At 38.3% G+C, this 17,399-nt stretch carries 19 protein-coding genes and 1 other RNA gene; 16 read left to right on the top strand and 4 right to left on the bottom strand.

Features of this window, described 5'->3' with window-relative positions:
- The first annotated feature begins 22 nt into the window (after positions 1 to 22).
- From AWM68_RS10885 to AWM68_RS10930, 10 genes are all read left to right on the top strand, one after another.
- Positions 23 to 1,426, top strand: a complete 1,404-nt coding sequence (locus AWM68_RS10885; RefSeq protein ID WP_066241218.1) for a sigma-54 interaction domain-containing protein — start codon at positions 23 to 25, stop codon at positions 1,424 to 1,426.
- Between the two features lie 371 nt (positions 1,427 to 1,797).
- On the top strand, positions 1,798 to 3,225 hold the full coding sequence (ablA, locus tag AWM68_RS10890) for a lysine 2,3-aminomutase (RefSeq protein ID WP_066241221.1): 1,428 nt from the start codon (positions 1,798 to 1,800) through the stop codon (positions 3,223 to 3,225).
- 13 nt (positions 3,226 to 3,238) lie between these two features.
- Positions 3,239 to 3,511, top strand: a complete 273-nt coding sequence (locus tag AWM68_RS10895; protein WP_066241225.1) for a YokU family protein — start codon at positions 3,239 to 3,241, stop codon at positions 3,509 to 3,511.
- Positions 3,512 to 3,594: 83 nt separating this feature from the next.
- A complete protein-coding gene (locus AWM68_RS10900; RefSeq protein ID WP_066241227.1) occupies positions 3,595 to 4,962 on the top strand; it encodes an aspartate aminotransferase family protein in 1,368 nt (455 codons plus the stop codon).
- Positions 4,963 to 4,977: 15 nt separating this feature from the next.
- Positions 4,978 to 5,709, top strand: coding sequence for a CoA transferase subunit A (locus AWM68_RS10905; protein WP_066241229.1), 732 nt, complete (start codon positions 4,978 to 4,980; stop codon positions 5,707 to 5,709).
- The gene (locus AWM68_RS10910; protein ID WP_066242441.1) at positions 5,652 to 6,314 is read left to right on the top strand and encodes a 3-oxoacid CoA-transferase subunit B; all 663 of its coding nucleotides are present in this window, start codon (positions 5,652 to 5,654) and stop codon (positions 6,312 to 6,314) included. The genes AWM68_RS10905 and AWM68_RS10910 overlap by 58 nt, the downstream gene beginning before the upstream one ends.
- A 19-nt stretch (positions 6,315 to 6,333) precedes the next feature.
- Positions 6,334 to 7,596 carry a peptidase gene (locus AWM68_RS10915; protein WP_066241231.1) on the top strand — a complete coding sequence of 421 codons (1,263 nt, stop codon included), beginning with the start codon at positions 6,334 to 6,336 and terminating at the stop codon, positions 7,594 to 7,596.
- Entirely contained in the window at positions 7,593 to 8,900 is a 1,308-nt protein-coding gene (gabT, locus tag AWM68_RS10920; protein WP_066241234.1) for a 4-aminobutyrate--2-oxoglutarate transaminase, read from the top strand. Before AWM68_RS10915 ends, gabT begins: the two co-directional genes overlap by 4 nt.
- Positions 8,901 to 9,040: 140 nt before the next feature.
- The gene (locus AWM68_RS10925; RefSeq protein WP_066241238.1) at positions 9,041 to 10,498 is read left to right on the top strand and encodes a hypothetical protein; all 1,458 of its coding nucleotides are present in this window, start codon (positions 9,041 to 9,043) and stop codon (positions 10,496 to 10,498) included.
- A 30-nt stretch (positions 10,499 to 10,528) separates the two neighbouring features.
- Complete coding sequence (locus tag AWM68_RS10930; protein WP_066241242.1) at positions 10,529 to 11,965, top strand: hypothetical protein; 1,437 nt, start codon at positions 10,529 to 10,531, stop codon at positions 11,963 to 11,965.
- A gap of 31 nt (positions 11,966 to 11,996) precedes the next feature.
- Here AWM68_RS10930 and AWM68_RS10935 read toward each other — a convergent pair whose 3' ends face one another.
- Positions 11,997 to 12,248, bottom strand: a complete 252-nt coding sequence (locus tag AWM68_RS10935) for a DNA alkylation repair protein (protein ID WP_066241245.1) — start codon at positions 12,246 to 12,248, stop codon at positions 11,997 to 11,999.
- A gap of 105 nt (positions 12,249 to 12,353) precedes the next feature.
- Here AWM68_RS10935 and AWM68_RS21735 point away from each other — a divergent pair, with 105 nt between their 5' ends.
- From AWM68_RS21735 to AWM68_RS10945, 3 genes are all read left to right on the top strand, one after another.
- Positions 12,354 to 12,494, top strand: a complete 141-nt coding sequence (locus AWM68_RS21735; RefSeq protein ID WP_197468164.1) for a hypothetical protein — start codon at positions 12,354 to 12,356, stop codon at positions 12,492 to 12,494.
- A 30-nt stretch (positions 12,495 to 12,524) separates the two neighbouring features.
- A non-coding RNA gene (ssrS, locus tag AWM68_RS10940) (6S RNA) lies at positions 12,525 to 12,709 on the top strand.
- Positions 12,710 to 12,791: 82 nt separating this feature from the next.
- On the top strand, positions 12,792 to 13,679 hold the full coding sequence (locus AWM68_RS10945; RefSeq protein ID WP_066241247.1) for a 5'-3' exonuclease: 888 nt from the start codon (positions 12,792 to 12,794) through the stop codon (positions 13,677 to 13,679).
- Here AWM68_RS10945 and AWM68_RS10950 read toward each other — a convergent pair.
- Positions 13,676 to 14,605 (bottom strand): DMT family transporter, encoded by a 930-nt coding sequence (locus AWM68_RS10950; protein WP_197468165.1) that lies wholly within the window; start codon positions 14,603 to 14,605, stop codon positions 13,676 to 13,678. The two genes, AWM68_RS10945 and AWM68_RS10950, sit on opposite strands and share 4 nt — an antisense overlap.
- The gene (locus tag AWM68_RS10955) at positions 14,598 to 15,005 is read right to left on the bottom strand and encodes a reverse transcriptase-like protein (protein ID WP_066241250.1); all 408 of its coding nucleotides are present in this window, start codon (positions 15,003 to 15,005) and stop codon (positions 14,598 to 14,600) included. Before AWM68_RS10955 ends, AWM68_RS10950 begins: the two co-directional genes overlap by 8 nt.
- Positions 15,006 to 15,076: 71 nt before the next feature.
- Between AWM68_RS10955 and AWM68_RS10960 the strand changes: the two genes are divergently transcribed.
- Genes AWM68_RS10960 through AWM68_RS10970 form a run of 3 tightly spaced genes read left to right on the top strand, consistent with a single transcriptional unit; the run spans position 15,077 to position 16,744 of the window.
- On the top strand, positions 15,077 to 15,745 hold the full coding sequence (locus AWM68_RS10960) for a reverse transcriptase-like protein (RefSeq protein WP_066241252.1): 669 nt from the start codon (positions 15,077 to 15,079) through the stop codon (positions 15,743 to 15,745).
- 52 nt (positions 15,746 to 15,797) lie between these two features.
- On the top strand, positions 15,798 to 16,097 hold the full coding sequence (locus AWM68_RS10965) for a DUF6123 family protein (protein WP_066241255.1): 300 nt from the start codon (positions 15,798 to 15,800) through the stop codon (positions 16,095 to 16,097).
- 2 nt (positions 16,098 to 16,099) lie between these two features.
- Positions 16,100 to 16,744 (top strand): HD domain-containing protein, encoded by a 645-nt coding sequence (locus AWM68_RS10970; RefSeq protein WP_066241258.1) that lies wholly within the window; start codon positions 16,100 to 16,102, stop codon positions 16,742 to 16,744.
- Between the two features lie 270 nt (positions 16,745 to 17,014).
- Here the strand turns inward: AWM68_RS10970 and AWM68_RS10975 are convergent, their stop codons facing one another.
- Positions 17,015 to 17,341 (bottom strand): 2Fe-2S iron-sulfur cluster-binding protein, encoded by a 327-nt coding sequence (locus tag AWM68_RS10975; protein ID WP_066241261.1) that lies wholly within the window; start codon positions 17,339 to 17,341, stop codon positions 17,015 to 17,017.
- Positions 17,342 to 17,399 lie beyond the last annotated feature (58 nt).

Here is a 17,399-nt window from a genome sequence, read left to right on the forward strand (position 1 = left end):
AAGCACTCTTGGTGGTGAGCAAATGATGATATCTGGATCGATGGAAACAGCCGAAACGTTAAATGCTATTTTGAAAACAATTGATGAAGGTATCCATGTAGTTGATGCAGACGGTATAACGATCTTTTACAATACAGTTGCAGCAGCACTTGATGGATTAACACCAGATGAAGTTCATAATTGTCATGTACTCGATGCGTTCCCCTCACTTACAAAGGAAACGAGCACTTTATTAAAGGTGATTCAAACAGGAAAACCAATTTATAATGAACACCAATCGTATACAAACCTTAAAGGAAAACAAATCGATACGGTGAACTCCACTTTACCGCTTTGGCTGAATGGAGAGTTGATCGGTGCTGTAGAAGTGGCAAAAGACCTTTCCAAAGTCAAGCAACTATCTGAACAATTATTGGATTTACAATCAAAAATGAAAAAAATTAACAAAACACAAAAGAACCAAACGTTTGCCACTTACAACTTCTCAGATATTATCACGAATGATTTAACGCTTAGTCAAGTTAAAGTGCAGTGTGAAAAAGCCTCACAAACGCATTCACCCATTTTAATTTATGGGGAAACCGGAACCGGAAAAGAGATGTTTGTTCAAGCGATCCACAACTCTTCTAAACGCAGTTCAAAACCCTTTGTTGTTCAAAACTGTGCGGCGATTCCCGGACCGCTGCTCGAAGGCATTTTATTTGGTACTACGAAAGGGAGTTTTACTGGAGCCATTGACCGGCCCGGAGTGTTTGAGTTGGCAGATGGAGGTACTTTGTTCTTAGACGAGCTTAATTCAATGCCTGTTGAGCTTCAAGCTAAGCTCCTTAGAGTCGTTCAAGAAGGAATGGTTCAACGAATCGGGAGCCATGTTAACCGTAAAATTGATGTTAGAATCATCTCTGCACTTAATGAAAAACCAGAAGACTGTTTAAATACCGGCCGCTTAAGACATGATCTATTTTATAGGTTGAATGTTGTTTATTTTGAACTCCCGTCTCTAAGGGAAAGGAAGGGAGACATTTCTTTTCTGATACAACATTTTATCAGTCATTTTAATTCTGTTTTTCAAAAAAGCGTTGAAGGGATTACAACTGAGGCAGAACATGTGCTTCTAAACTATTCATGGCCAGGTAATGTACGCGAACTGAAACACGCCATTGAACATAGTATGAATTTTGCCGAAGATCACTCCATGATTGGTCCAGAATTGCTGCCAAAACATGTTCCGATTTCAAGTAATTCCACATGTATAGAAGAAGGACTTGAGTTATCCTCTGTCCCTCCATTAAGACAAGCATTAGGAGATTATGAACAACAAATTATTCAGATGGCACTAAAACAAACATCTGGAAATATTCTTCAAGCAGCGAAAATTCTAGGAGTGCCTAGGCAAACCCTTCAATACAAAATGAAGCAAAGATAAACTGCCAATTTTTCGGCAGTTTTTCTTTTTGTTAGGAATTTATAAAGGCTGTTTTCTAAAGGTTGTTTTGGTATTCATTTTTGCTTTCGAAAGTAGTTGCTTTATGTTCCAGGTGCTTCGCTTTCCGCGGGCAGGCGGTGAACCACATTCATAACGTTTCACTTTTAATTGTCTCATCATCCCGCCTGGAACGTGAATTAAATCACCTCCAAAACAGAAATGTTGAGACAGATTTTTCTACTATGTATATTGGCCCACAATCAGCAGACATTGCATAATCTATAGGTAAATCAAATAAATTCTGAAATTTCTGTAACTTGGCATGTATCTTGCAAGAGTATGAAGTGTAGAAATAAAAGGAGGTCGTTGACATGCCTGTAGTGAATGGATTATTCAAACCTAAGAAACATTGGAAAGAATTTGAGTTATGGAAAGATGTGACAGAAGAACAATGGAATGATTGGTTATGGCAGCTTACGAACACCATCAGAAATTTAAAAGACTTAAAAAGTATCATCAATCTGACACCTGAAGAAGAAGAAGGGGTCAAAATTTCCACGATGACCATACCTTTAAATATTACACCTTATTACGCCTGGCTAATGGATCAAGATGATCCAAGGTGTCCGATCCGTATGCAGTCAGTACCAATCGGAAAGGAAATATTAAAGACGAAATACGATTTAGAAGATCCTTTACATGAGGATGAAGATTCTCCTGTACCAGGGTTAACACATCGATATCCAGACCGCGTACTCTTTCTTGTAACCAATCAGTGTTCCATGTACTGCCGTTATTGTACGAGAAGAAGGTTCTCTGGACAAATTGGAATGGGTGTTCCAAAGAAACAGCTTGATGCAGCCATCAATTATATAAGAAGCAATCCTCAAGTTAGAGACTGTTTAATCTCGGGTGGTGACGGATTACTAATTAATGACAACATCTTGGAATATATTTTAAAGAACTTAAGAGAAATCCCGCACCTTGAAATCATTAGAATCGGCACACGAGCACCTGTCGTCTTTCCACAAAGAATTACTGAAAATCTATGCAATATTTTAAAGAAATATCATCCAGTTTGGCTTAACACACATTTCAATACTTCATTAGAGATCACAGAAGAGTCTAAAAGAGCGTGTGAAATGCTTGCTAATGCCGGTGTTCCCGTAGGTAACCAGTCTGTAATCCTAGCTGGCATCAATGACAGTGTTCCGATCATGAAAAAGCTGATGCATGATCTTGTGAAAATTCGAGTTCGCCCATATTACATCTACCAATGCGATTTATCTGAGGGGATCGGACATTTCAGAGCACCTGTTTCAAAAGGGTTGGAAATTATTGAAGGACTGCGGGGTCATACGTCTGGTTATGCTGTTCCAACATTTGTAGTTGATGCTCCTGGAGGCGGAGGTAAAATTGCCGTTCAGCCTAACTACTTGATCTCTCAATCGCCAGAAAAAGTAGTTCTTAGAAACTTTGAGGGAGTGATCACTTCTTATCCAGAACCTCAAAACTATCAAGCTGGCAGGGCAGATGCTTACTTCAATGAAGTAATGGGCACAGATCATATTAAGCCTACGATCGGTGTATCAGCTCTCATGCGAGACGAAGCTTTCAATCTTGTTCCACAAGGATTAAAACGTCTTGAAAGAAGAGAAGATTATGGAGCTAATCCTGAGCATAGTTCTTTAAAAGATAAGCGAGATAAACGTGATGAACTTAAAGAGAAAAAATTTAAGTTCGAACAGACGAAAGACGAAGGAGTTTCACTGTCTGCTGAAGAACAAAAGAATGCATAGAAAGGAGGATAACATGAAGTGTTTATGGTGTGAAAGTGAAAAAGCAGAACAGACAGGACTAACGGGTTATTGGGAACTGCCAGATGGTTCAAGAGCCGTTGAAATAACTGTAATCCCTTCTGTTTCCTGCTCTTCTTGCGGTATGGAATATCAAGAGGACCATATTGTGGATGAAATTGAGGATCAGCTTATGTTAATTGATACGAAGAAAATAGATTCAACGATTTCTTATAATGATTTAATGAGCATTCCAAGGTTTTTAAAGAAAAACTACTTTAAGATTTAACATCATATATAGTGGAGGGAAATGTCTGGTTGCATGCATTAAAGGCATTTCCTTTTTAACCTCGTGAGGAAGGAGCCTTTTTTATGAGAAAATCACATCTCATCAAACCGGTTCTTGGAAACAACTATCCTGTTATCAGTCATGGTAAAGGAATCTATTTATATGATAAAGACGGCAAGCAGTATATCGATGGATCTTCCGGTGCCATAACTGCAAATATCGGGCATGGTGTCCGCGAAATTGCAGAAGCGATGTGGAATCAGGCACAACATGTTTCTTTTATATACCGATCACAGTTTACTAGTGATGCTGCAGAACAGTTAGCAGAAAAAATTGCTGAATACGCTCCTGTTGATCTAAATTCAGTCTTCTTTGTGAATAGTGGTTCTGAAGCAACCGAGACAGCATTAAAGGTTGCTATTCAGTATTTTCAAGAACAAGGCAACATGACGAAAACAAAAGTTATATCCAGATGGACCAGTTATCACGGAATTACCTTAGGTGCTCTATCCATGTCAGGTCATCAGTTAAGACGGCAACGCTTTACTCCGCTTTTGGAAGATTTTCCAGCTGCACCCGCTCCATATTGCTATCAATGTCCGCTAAAAGAAACGTATCCTGGATGCGGTGTAAAGTGTGCTGATGAATTGGAAACAATCATACAAAGTATTGGACCTGATCAAATTGCTGCTTTTATTGCTGAACCAGTTATAGGGGCATCAGGGGGAGCAATCGCCCCGCCTGACGAATATTTTGCAAGAATAAGAGCTGTTTGTGATAAATATGATATTTTATTTATCGCAGATGAAGTAATGACAGGTATGGGAAGAACAGGAAAGATGTTTGCTATGGAACACTGGAACGTCATTCCTGACATCATAGCTTTAGGGAAGGGCATGAGTGCTGGATATACACCAATGGCAGCAACAATCGTTTCGGACCGTATCATGAATGTGATTGAAGCAGGCAGCAAAGTTGTAATGAGTGGCCATACATTCAGCGCTAATCCTCAATCAGCAGCAGTTTGTTTAGCTGTTTTGGATTATATGGAGAAAAACAAACTTCAAGATAACGCAGAGGTTACAGGTCAGTATTTAATTACTCAACTGCAACGGTTGCAGTGGAAATATCCGTTAATTGGGGATATAAGAGGAAAAGGGCTGTTATGCGGTATTGAATTGGTTAGAGATCCAATTTCAAGAGAACCTTTCGATTTAAGCACGAAAGTAACTGACAGGCTTCTTTCCATTTGTTTTGAAAAAGGGTTGCTTGTCTATCCAGCGGTTGGAGGTGTAACTGGATTCTCCGGTGACTCAATCATTATATCTCCGCCATTAACCGTTACGAAAGAACAAATTGCTGACGTGATAGATATTCTCGATCAATCATTAAGTGATCTAACCACCCAATTAATTACAGATGGACTATACGTTACAGAAGCGACAAGCTAAAAAGAGGTGTTATTGATGGTCCAAAGTGTAAATAAACAGATTTCTTTAGAGAGCGCTTCCAACTATTTTTTTAATGGTATGTCTCTAATGGTTGGAGGGTTTGGAGGGGTTGGTGCTCCTCCTTCTCTCGTTAATCTAATTCTTGAAAAAGGCATTCAAGATATTTTTTTAATTAGCAATGATACTGGATTTCCTTGGATTGGTCCGGGGAAACTCATTACAGAAAAAAGAGTGAAAAAGTTGATCGCATCTCATATTGGCTCAAATCCCGAAGCAGGAAAACAAATGCAAGAAGGATCTTTAGAGGTAGAATTTGTACCACAGGGGACTCTTGCGGAAAAGATAAGAGCAGGTGGAATGGGTCTTGGCGGTATTTTAGTTGATGTAGGTTTAGGAACAGTCGTTGAAGCGAAGAAAGAAAAGATCTTTGTAGACAAAAAAGAATATATGATCGAAACTGCACTGACTGCTGATGTATCTATCGTGTATGCCAAAAAAGCCGATTTGTACGGAAACCTTATCTATGACAAAAGTGCCCGAAATACCAACCCATTAGTCGCAACTGCTGGGCAGATTACGATTGCGGAGGTAGAAGAAATTGTTCCAGTCGGTTCACTTGACCCCGAAGAAATCATTACACCAGGCGTCTTCGTCGACTATATCATCCAAAGTAAAGGAGTGGACTGGAAATGGGTTTGGGAACTGAAACAAGACAAAGAATCGCAAGAAGGGCAGCACTCGAAATAAAGAATGGAATGACCGTAAACTTAGGCATCGGTATCCCAACACTTGTTGCTGACTACATCTCTACGGATTTACATATTATGCTTCACACAGAGAACGGCATCCTTGGTATGGGTGGCTCGCCTCTAGCGGGACATGAAGACGGAAACCTATCAAATGCAGGCGGATACCCGGTTACAATACAGCCTGGTGCTTCTTATTTTGATAGTGCCACGGCATTTGGAATCATTCGCAAAGGACTGCTAGATGTAACCATTTTAGGCGCCTTGGAAGTAAGCGAACGAGGAGATATCGCAAACTGGATCGTACCAGGTAAACGGGTACCTGGTATGGGCGGTGCGATTGATCTCGCACAAAAAGCAAAGAAAGTTATTATATTAATGAACCACACTGATAAAAACGGTAATCCTAAAATTGTTAAGAACTGCTCACTTCCCTTAACAGTTAAAGAAGGAGCAAACATGATCATAACTGAAAAAGCTGTCTTTCAATGTGAGAACGGAAAGCTGTACCTACGCGAAATAATGAACCCTTATACGGTAGAAGATGTTATTCAAACAACAGGTGCTTCTATCGTTATTGACGAACAAGTATCTGTTTTTCAATAAATGTTTAGGGAGGTTACACATGCTAGTAAAAGAAAAGCTCTCAAATTGGCTGATAAACGAACGGGATAAAGCAGTAGAATTTCTGCAAAAAACAGTGCAAGAGGCAAGTACGACTGGCAATGAAACAGGCGTACAGCACTTGATTGCCCAGAAACTAAAGGAAATTGGGCTTGAAGTTGATATGTGGTATCCAATTGGTGAAGAATTAGCAAAGCACCCAAACTTTTGCGCAAGTCGAACAGATTTCAGTACAAGTCCTAATGTTGTTGGCATTTGGCGAGGAACGGGAAACGGTCGTTCTCTTGTTCTTAACGGGCATATTGATGTTGTCCCTGAAGGTGATCTAACACAATGGGAAGAACATCCTTATAGCGGTAAGGTAATTGACGGAAAGCTTTATGGAAGAGGATCTACAGATATGAAAGGCGGGAATCTATCACTTCTTCTTGCTATTCAAGCTTTAAAAGAAACAGGTGCAGAGCTAAAGGGGGATTTGTTCTTTCATAGTGTTATAGAAGAAGAAAGCGGAGGTGCAGGAACACTTGCGGCAGTACTACGGGGTTATAAAGCAGATGCAGCGATCATTCCTGAACCTACGAATATGAAAATATTTCCGGCTCAGCAAGGTTCAATGTGGTTTCGATTAACGATAAAAGGAAAAGCAGCACATGGAGGTACGCGTTATGAAGGAGTTAGCGCGATTGAAAAAGCTGGTGTTGTTCTTTCAGCAATCAAAGACCTAGAAACGGTTCGCAACAAGAGAATTACAGATCCATTATACAAAGATATCCCCATTCCTGTTCCTATAAATGTAGGGAAAATAGGGGGCGGGAATTGGCCTTCATCTGTACCAGATTCGGTTGAACTGGAAGGAAGAATCGGAGTTGCTCCTAACGAAACACTTGAAGATGTAAAAGCCGAACTAGAAAGCTATCTATCTAATCTTTCAGATTCATGGTTAAAAGACAACCCGATCACAATCGAATGGTTTGGAGCTCAATGGCTGCCTGGTTTAATTGAAACCGACCATCCATTAATGAACATCCTTCGCAAGAATTTTGAAGGTGTTACAGGAAATGAACCGATTATAGAAGCATCTCCTTGGGGGACGGACGGAGGACTTTTATCTCAAGTTGGAGATACACCTTCTATCGTGTTTGGTCCAGGTGTTACGGCAGTCGCTCATTACCCAAATGAATATATCGAGATTACAAAGATTATAGAAACTGCTGAGATTATTGCATTAACGATTTATGACTGGTGCGGAGGCGAGAATCTATGAAGAAATCTGAGGAATTGTTAAAACGAAAAGAAATAAACGTACCTAGAGGGCCATTTAATACCGTCTTGAACTTTGTTGATCACGCAAAAGGAAGCTCGATGACAGATGTTGACGGAAAAGAGTATATAGATTTTGCTGGTGCAATCGGAACTCTAAATGTTGGCCATTGTCCCCCGAGAGTTGTTGAAGCATTAAAGAATCAAATAGAAAAATACATCCATCCATGCTTTCACGTAATGATGTATGAACCATATATACAACTTGCTGAAAAATTAAACGAAATCACACCAGGAGATCATCATAAGAAAACGTTCTTTTTAAACAGCGGTGCTGAAGCTGTAGAAAACGCAGTGAAAATCGCTAGAAAATTTACAGGCAGAAAGGCAATCATCTCATTCGAGCGCGGATTTCATGGAAGAACACTTCTAGCCATGTCATTAACTAGCAAGGTAAAACCGTATAAGTTTGAATTTGGGCCGTTCGCACCAGAAACGTATAAGATGCCATACCCTTACTATTACCGAGATGACCGAAATATTGAAGAAACGGATTCTGCCATTTTAAAGAAATTTGAAGACTTTTTCTTAGGAGAAGTTCCACCTGAGGAAATTGCAGCCATTATATTTGAACCCGTCCAAGGTGAAGGTGGTTTTGTTATTCCGTCCAAAACATTTGTAAAAGGACTTCGCCAAATTTGTGATAAATATAATATTTTATTGATTGCAGACGAAATACAAACCGGATTTGGCCGAACGGGAAAAATGTTTGCGATGGAACATTTTGATGTTGTGCCAGATTTGATGACCATGTCAAAATCAATCGCCGCAGGTCTTCCGATTTCAGCTGTTACAGGCAGGGCTGAGATTATGGATGCACCAGCACCAGGAGAGATTGGTGGTACGTATGGTGGCAGCCCGCTTGGCTGTGTAGCGGCGCTAGAAGTCATATCAATGATAGAAGAAGAAAATTTGTTAACCCGAGCAAATGTGATTGGTGAGATCATACTTCAAACGTTTACGAAATGGAAGACACAATATGATTTTATCGGTGATGTTCGTGGACTCGGTGCAATGTGTGCTCTTGAAATTGTAAAAGATAAAAAATCTAAGACACCAGATTCAGACCGAGCGAAGAAAATTATTGCTCTTTGTAACCAAAATGGAGTTGCGATCATGGGTGCTGGTCTTTACAGTAACGTTATCCGGATTTTATCACCGCTAGTCATAACAGACGAACAGCTTCTGCAAGGATTAAAGATCATGGAGGAGCAGCTCAATAAAATAAGTGAAACGGTATCTACTTAATCCTAAAAACCTCGTCTTATAGGCGAGGTTTTTGAATGCCATTGAAGTACTTTTCAACTGCCTAGCAATTGGATATTTTTAATAAAAATTCAAAATATTATGCTAATATGGAATTACCGTTAGATAAGGAGTTGTCCTATTTGCAGATATTAAAAAAAGTATTGATCGGCTCAGCTTTGATAGGTGGATTTGCGATCTATACCCAATACGAAAAAAATGCTGAGCCAGCATGGTCTGTTAATACAAAAGAATTTACAGTGGTAAACACAATACAAGAAGGAATGAAAAGAGAATATGTAAAATTTGAAGAGCTTGAGATGGTTGATGAATTTGGATTTCTTAAAGACGCCAATAAAACAGTGGCATTAGAAGAAGCTTACAGAACATTAAAGATAGAAAAGATATGGTACTTAGAGGGGCGTTTGTATTTTTTATATAGCGTAGATGTAAAAGAGAGGGATAAAGATGAATATGATGTACCGCGTCTATCTGTAAAAAATATGCTGTTTAAATCGAATGAGGGAAAAGAACTTGTCCTTCGAGCTGGGGAAAATATGGGGGATACAGGTTCAAGGGATGAAGGATTTGTTTACAAGCACAGACTTTATCGGTCAATGATGCTTATTCCTGGACCGATAGAAAACGAGGAGATCGATTGGTCTATATTAGGAAAAGCAAACACGATACAACTAAAAGATGTTGCCATATCCAACAAAACTGCAGGATCCAAAGCGTTAAAAGATATTTCACTAAAAGTTACCTCTGACAACCCTTATGTGAAAGTATTGAAATCTGAAGCTATTAATCAAACTATATCCTTTGACGATCAAAAGGTAAAAATTAAATCAATTGATGCATTGTTGTATGAACAACGGATATTATTAGACATTCCAAAGAATGCGGACGACTTAATAGGATTCTCAGCTACTTCAGACAATTTCTTCTCACAAACTCAAACATTAGGAATTATAGGAACACCTAGTACGGGATTCTACATGCCTATATATGAGATGCAGGATTTAGATTCTAAGAAAAAAGAACAATCCATTACCTTTCATTCTTCTGTACATAAAGATAACCGCTTTTTTTCTTGGAAAGTTCCTAAAGAAGACATTCAAAGTTTTCTTACAAACAAAGATCAACCTATTGTGAAAAATGAAGTAATTATGAATATGAATGAAACGAAGATTATTTATGAAGGACTAACCTTGTTTGAAGGCATTCCAAGAATTATTTTCAGTGTAAAGGCTGCTTCCAACAAGTCTTCTGATGAACGAGGATTCATCCCTGAAAGTTATTTTAATGGAGATGAAGTGCAAGAAGAATATGTTCGCCATTATAAAAACAATTTAATCTCAATTGAAGGTGAAAAGAAAGAGAAAATAAGAAACTTTGACATTCACAGCTCAGAATCAGATGACAAAAAAATGTATTATATAACGTTTTTAAATGAAGAGGATTTGAAAAATGGGGAGTGGAATCCCATTATGATTCCGCAACAAGAACTAACCATAAACATTTCAAATCTTACATATGAGAAACCGCTACCAAAACCGGTCACAATAAACTATAAGAATCCCATCCATAAAAGTAAGTAATACCATTAATATCTAAAGGGGAAATTATGTTTGAGCAACAAATGGAAAAAAATCATCATAGGAGTTCTTTTATTAATAGGGTTCGTCCTATATACACAATATGATAAACGTGCAGAACCTGCGTGGAAAGTAAATAGCGATCAATTCCACATAGTTTCGGACTGGGACGAATTAATGGATATGGAAAAGCTGAAATACAATGAATTGCGCTTTGTTGACCATTTTAAACTATTAAAGGATAGTCAAATTTCCATTCCAATTCCCAATGAGCAGAGAAAGATGCATATTGAACGTACATGGAGTCATGGTCATCAGATGTATATTTTGTATAGTGTAGATCTTTTAGAACGAGATAAAGATGAGTTTGAGGTCCCAAGGCTTTTTGTCGAAAAGATTAAATTATCTTCAAAAAAGGGGAAGGATTTCGATCTTCCTGTAGACCTTTTTCCGGGCGAGACCTCCAATAACGGAATGGTTTATAAACACAAATTGTATCGATCAATCATGATTCATCCATTATTTGATGGTCTGACAAGTCAAGAAGATTGGGATGAGGTTTTAAGCAGTGAGCGCTATGAACTATCAGATCTTTCAGTAAGCTCAAAGAAAAACATTACAAAGCTCAAACCGATTGCTTTTAAGGTGAATCCGACAAGTAACATTTTAAAACCTCATACAATTGATTCTGTAAACTTAAACCAAACATTAAGTATTCAAGATCATGAGCCTTTACAATTAAAGAATCTGGAATTTTTTCAAATTGGATCCAGAATCACTCTGTCAACGAATATAGATAAAGATCTTGTATCACTTGCTGGGATATTGAAAAAAAATGATATAGACTATCCCGTTGATTTGGAAATAAACGGTGATGATTTAAGCGGCTACTTTTTGCAAATGTACGCTGTTGAAAACGAGTTAATCTCACAAGAAAAGGATGATCAATTAGATCTAGTATTGACGCATTACGTTCAAAGAAAACCGGATCTCTATTCCTTTTCCGTTGCAAGTTCCGACTTAGAAAAGTTTGCGATTGATTCTTCAAAAGACATTGAAAAAAATGAAATCATCGCTGATGAAAAGTCGTTAAAAATTGTTTACCGTGGACTAGCGATGGAGCAGGATAATAAGGAAATTGGAATAAAGTTTACACTTGATGATAATCAAGAAGGCGTGGAAGATTATAATCTTTATCCACAACCCTTATATCATTTTGGTGAAAAACCTGGAGAAGAGCGGCATGTTCGTAACATCGTTTCTGTAAAAGACAGTTCAGGCAAGGAATTACAGAATTTCGATATTATGAATTATTATGAAGATGATAAACCATCATTTCTAATTGTTTTTCATGACGGTCTTCCAAAAGAAAATCTTTCCATTACGTTCTCACATCTAACGCATATAGCACCTTTACAAAAACAAGTGATTATCCCATTAAAACTTCCTTCTATTAAGGCTAAAAAATAGACTGCCGGATTTTTATACCGACAGTCTTTTCTTATGATCTCGGGTTGCTTTGAGCACGCTTAATATACATTTCTTCTTCTCCAACAATCCCGCAAGCTCCGCACTGAATTAACCGTTCAGATCCTCTGTATGGCAGGTGGAACATATCTAATTGACCTTCTTCATACTGCTGAACAACGTCTCCTGTTGCAGGATCCAGTTTAACCGAAACGGGATTTTGTTCAATTACATTAAAACGAGTACGGTTGGTTTTGCAGTTTGGACATAAATAAGGATTTGCCATTATTTTGACCTCCTTTTTTAGTATTAAGTTAACCAACTTAGGAAAAATTATGTAAGTTTTATTTTTACATGAAAAAGCCATAGTAAGAACAAGGAGGGATCAAACATGGGCAGACAGAAAAAAGGCAACGCCAATGCACAGCGAAACAACAATGTAAAAGAAAACGGAACTGAAAACCAAACCGAGTTTGCGTCTTATGCTGAAATGGAAGTCGAAAAGATGCACCACGGCAAAAAAACAAAATGATTTTACTTCTTAACAAACAGGTAGTATAATAAAAATCTGCGATGTTAGTGACTTTTCCATGTCTTTAACCTATGTGCTAATGACGGGAATCCAATATGATCTGTCAGACAGTCAAGCCTTGCGTTCGACTTGGAAGACTGTAACGGCAGCTGCGGATACCCACCTGAGAGATCAGGTTCCAAAGGCATATAAAGTCACGGCAGAGCGGACTTACTTAAACGACAACAAGCGTATTTTACATCACATGTAAAATGCGCTTTTTTAAATATGAGATAATAACCGGGGGATATAAAGAACATGGAAAAGAAGGAAGTATTGCTTTTAATAGACGGATTCAATTTGCTGAGCAGATGTTATTTTGCAACAGCATATGGAAAAGAAATGCATGATCTGCCACGGAATTCAAAAGGACAATTTACAAATGCCATTCGCGTAACCATACAAAAAATGCTTATGCTTGTTCGTGAACACGAACCTTCTCATATTGTCGTTGCGTGGGATGTAAAACGTGACGAAACACTTAGAAGAGAGAAATTTGCAGATTACAAAGGAACGAGGAACGAATTACCTGAGCCCCTTATTCAACAATATGAAACACTTGTTGGGCTTTTTGATAACATTGGAATCACCCAAGTATCTATTCCAAGATATGAAGCTGATGACATTATAGGAACACTCGCACATCGCTGGCGCAATGAACGCGAAGGTGAGTGTATCATTTACAGCAATGACCGCGATTTGCTGCAGCTTTTATGTGAAAAAACATCGCAGTTAATTACGGTAAAACGTGATGAACTGAAGTATACGCTCAATCATTTTCAAGAAGAGTACGGGATCACGCCTAATCAATGGATTGATGTGAAAGCCCTATTGGGTGATAAGAGTGACAATATTCCAGGTGTAGCAGGAGTAGGGGACAAAGCTGCGTTACCGCTCATACAGCAATACGGTGCAGTTGAATCCATTTATGAAAACTTTGACAACCTAGATCCTAAATATAAACGATACCTTAAGAAACTTGAGGCTGGCAGGGAAATGGCTGTTTTAAGTAAGGATCTATGCACAATTTTTACGGATGTGCCTGATGTAATTGACAGGGATTTAGAAGAATGCAGATATATTTTAGACAAACAAATGGTTCGAAGCGCTCTGCAAGAACTAGAGATACAAATAAGAGTGGGTTAAGAAAGATCCCACTCTTTTTGTTTGCGTTTTATAAACAAATCATGAAATTTTATTTCCGACAAAATCATACCCACTAATATAAGAAAACACCCTGTTAATGCTTTTGGTCCAAGACGTTCACCAAGCATTATAAATGCTGTTATGGCTGCAAAGACGGGTTCCATCGCAAAAATAAGGGCAACTCTTGCAGGAGTAGTAAATGATTGGAAATACGTTTGTGCTAAGAAGGCTAAAGCTGTTGCAAACAATGCGGTTATAACAAGTGCAGTGATTACTTCAGGTTGCAGCACCATCTCAGGAGCAAACATCTCATGCCAACTTTCTGTGAATAAGGCTGTGAAAAAACTTAAAACAGAAACAGTCGTCAGCTGTATGACTGTTAAACATAGAGCATTGAATGATTTAGCAAACTTACCTGTAAAAACAATATGAAGAGCAAAAGAAATAGCACATAACAGAACATAAGCATCGCCAATATTTAATGTTAGACTGTTGTGGATCGTCAGTAAGTAGAGACCGGCAACAGCTAGTATCGAACTTATTCCAATTTGCCAATTCAATTTATGTTTCAACAAAAGATAGCTAAAGATCGGAACTAAAACCACACTTAAGCCTGTAATAAACCCTGCTTTAGATGATGTGGTATACAATAATCCAACTGTTTGAAAACCATAGCCCAAAAATAACCAAAATCCCAGAACAACACCGCTTATCCAAAGTTTATTATTTTTAAAGTGTATGACTGATGACGAGTTAAACAAAAATAGAATAAGAACTAAGATAAGTGCAGCAAAACTAAAGCGTATCGCATTAAAGGAATAGGGCTCTAAAAAAGCAATGGCTTTTTGTACGATAACAAAAGTCGTTCCCCATACTAGCGCTACTAATAATAGATTGAAGTCTGCAAACCAGGGTTTTTTAATCATTCGGCTGGCTCCCGTTCATTTGAATGGCTTGCCTTGCTAACTCATCCGCTATTTTATTTTGTTTGGATGGTATCCACTTAATGAAGAATAGATCAAGCTGATTTGATAAGTTTAGCGCTTTTTCTAATAGGTCAGTATACCGCTTATCCTTTGCGTATCGTTTATCTACCGCTCTTTCTACGGCTTGTGAATCAGTGCGAAAGGATACAATTCTCCAATCGTTCTCGATGCATAACTCTAAACCATGAATAAGCGCATGATACTCAGCTTCATGGTTAGACATAATACCAATTGGAAAACGATGAGAATGAGTAGTGCCGTTTCCGATTTTTACATAAACGCCTGCTCCAGATAGTCCCGGATCGCCTGCACTCGCACCATCGATGTATATCTCTATCAAATGCGTCTCTCCTCTATATAAATATATACGTATTATAAAGTATCTTATAAAAAACAAAAAGGAGAATAACTATGAACTTCTCAATAGAGTATATGTACAAACACCCTAAATCACCATTAAAGATAAGATTTGTTTCTGATCCAATGTCATTAAATGAAGCTCTTTTCATTACAGCTGACCTTGAGAAAACGGGTAGAATGTCTGAATTAATCTTTATTGATACGAAGGGTGTTTCTTGGACAAAGAAAGAGCTTCTGAAGCTAACAGAGGTAAAGAAGGAAGAACCTAAGAACATCTCGATCTATTTCGATGGAGGGTATAAGGCAGAAACAGGAACGAGTGGACAAGGAATTATCGTTCGGTACTCTCAAAACGGTGTGAACTATCGCATCAAAAAGAACGCTAGTTTAACAAATCTTGAATCGAATAATGAAGCAGAATATGCAGCATTGTGGATCGCTGCAAAAGAACTTGAAGAACTTGGCGTTCAGTATGAGGAAGTTAATGTTCAAGGTGATTCAAAGGTAGTCATCGAGCAATTAAAGGGTGAATGGCCTTGTTATGAACAAAACCTCCAGAACTGGGCAGACAAGATCGAAACACTATTTAAGAAGCTCCAGATCGAGCCTGTTTATGAATGGGTGGCAAGAAACAAAAATAAAGATGCGGATCAGCTGGTTACTCAAGCATTAAACGGAAAGATCATTCAAGCAAAGAAAGAAGTCATTGATAACCTTTGATAACAACTGGTACAATTTACTAGAATCTTTTGATTTTGGGGATGAGGCAAAAATGGAAGAAAATATCCTAGATGATTATGTAGCATTGCTAGCTTCTAAAGGGTTTCGTTTAAATGTTGGTGATCTGCATTTTATTGATTTTGGCAGACATTACACGGATGCAACAGAATCACAAGTAAAGATTGCATTAGAAGTTACGCTTATACAGCAATTATCTTTTGATGGAAGTTACTTTATTGCACTTCTTGAGTCTTTTGTAAAAGAGAACATTACTTCAAAGAAACGCGCTTATGCTTTACTTAATCAATTAAAATCAAACAGAGAAAAGAAACATACTTGTACAGTGGGGTAAGCATGGAACAGATGATGATCGACCAAACCGAGAATTTTGTAAAAAACAAGTTAAAAGATGAAAGCAGTGGACATGATTGGTATCACATACACCGTGTTAGGAATCTCGCTGAGAACATTGCTGTAAAAGAAGGGGCAGACCATTTTGTATGTGTGATGGCTGCGCTGCTTCACGACATAGCTGACGAAAAAATTGCTGGAAGTGAGGAAAAAGGATTAGAAGAAGTTAAGCTTTGGCTTGAGTCTATCTCTGTTGAAGATCACTACATAACTCATATCATGTCCATTATATCGACTATGTCATTTAAAGGTGGCAATCAATCTGAGATGACTTCGATTGAGGGAAAAGTCGTTCAAGACGCTGATCGGCTTGACGCGATAGGAGCAATTGGAATAGGAAGAACATTCGCCTATTCAGGTGCTAAAGGGCAACTGATGTACGACCCTGAGATCCCTGTTCGAGAAAAGATGACACAAGAACAATACCGAAATGAAAAAAGTACGGCCGTTAACCACTTTTATGAAAAATTGTTGAAGTTAAAGCATGGAATGAACACTTCATATGCAAAAAAGCTTGCGGATGATCGTCATTTATTCTTAGAGCGCTTTTTGGATCAGTTTTTTGGTGAGTGGGAAGGGGAAAAATAGGGGCGAACGGTGCATGTTGGATGAAGATTCATGAAGATCGTAGCTGTTCCATAAAATTCGGTGTTTAATCCACGAATTCAGGAGCTCAATCCACAAGATTGACTATTCAATCCGCGAGTTTGACTGCCTAATCCAAAAGTTTGTCTGCTCAATTAATGAAATTGACTACCATATCTTTAATTTTTATCCACGAGAGATTTAATACGGATAAATTGCTGCAGATGAAAGTATACAAAAAGGCCGTTGCATCGGCCTTTTTGTTCGTTTTTATTAACACTCTTCAGCAGGACGTGGACCGGCGTCTAATCCTTCAGATGTTACAGTCAGGATCGGCTTAATAGATGCATCTTCTGTTACACAGATTTGGCATGATAATCGAACATTTCCAGACAATCCTTTTGTCGCAATGATATTTGCTTCATTTTCTCCGATTGGACCTAAATCTCCGGATAAAACCTCAACGCGGCATGAAGTACACTTTGCTTTTCCTCCACAACGGTGGAGAATGTCGATTCCATTATCCTCTAATGCGTTTACCAGTTTCTTTCCGTTTTCAATCTCATATGTACCATAGCCTTGCACATCGATTTTTGCCATGATTACGTCCTCCTATTAAATCACTTAGTATATCTTTCCATTCCTATTATACGATAAC

The organism is Fictibacillus phosphorivorans (assembly GCF_001619875.1).
GTDB classification, from domain to species: Bacteria; Bacillota; Bacilli; order Bacillales; family Fictibacillaceae; genus Fictibacillus; species Fictibacillus phosphorivorans_B.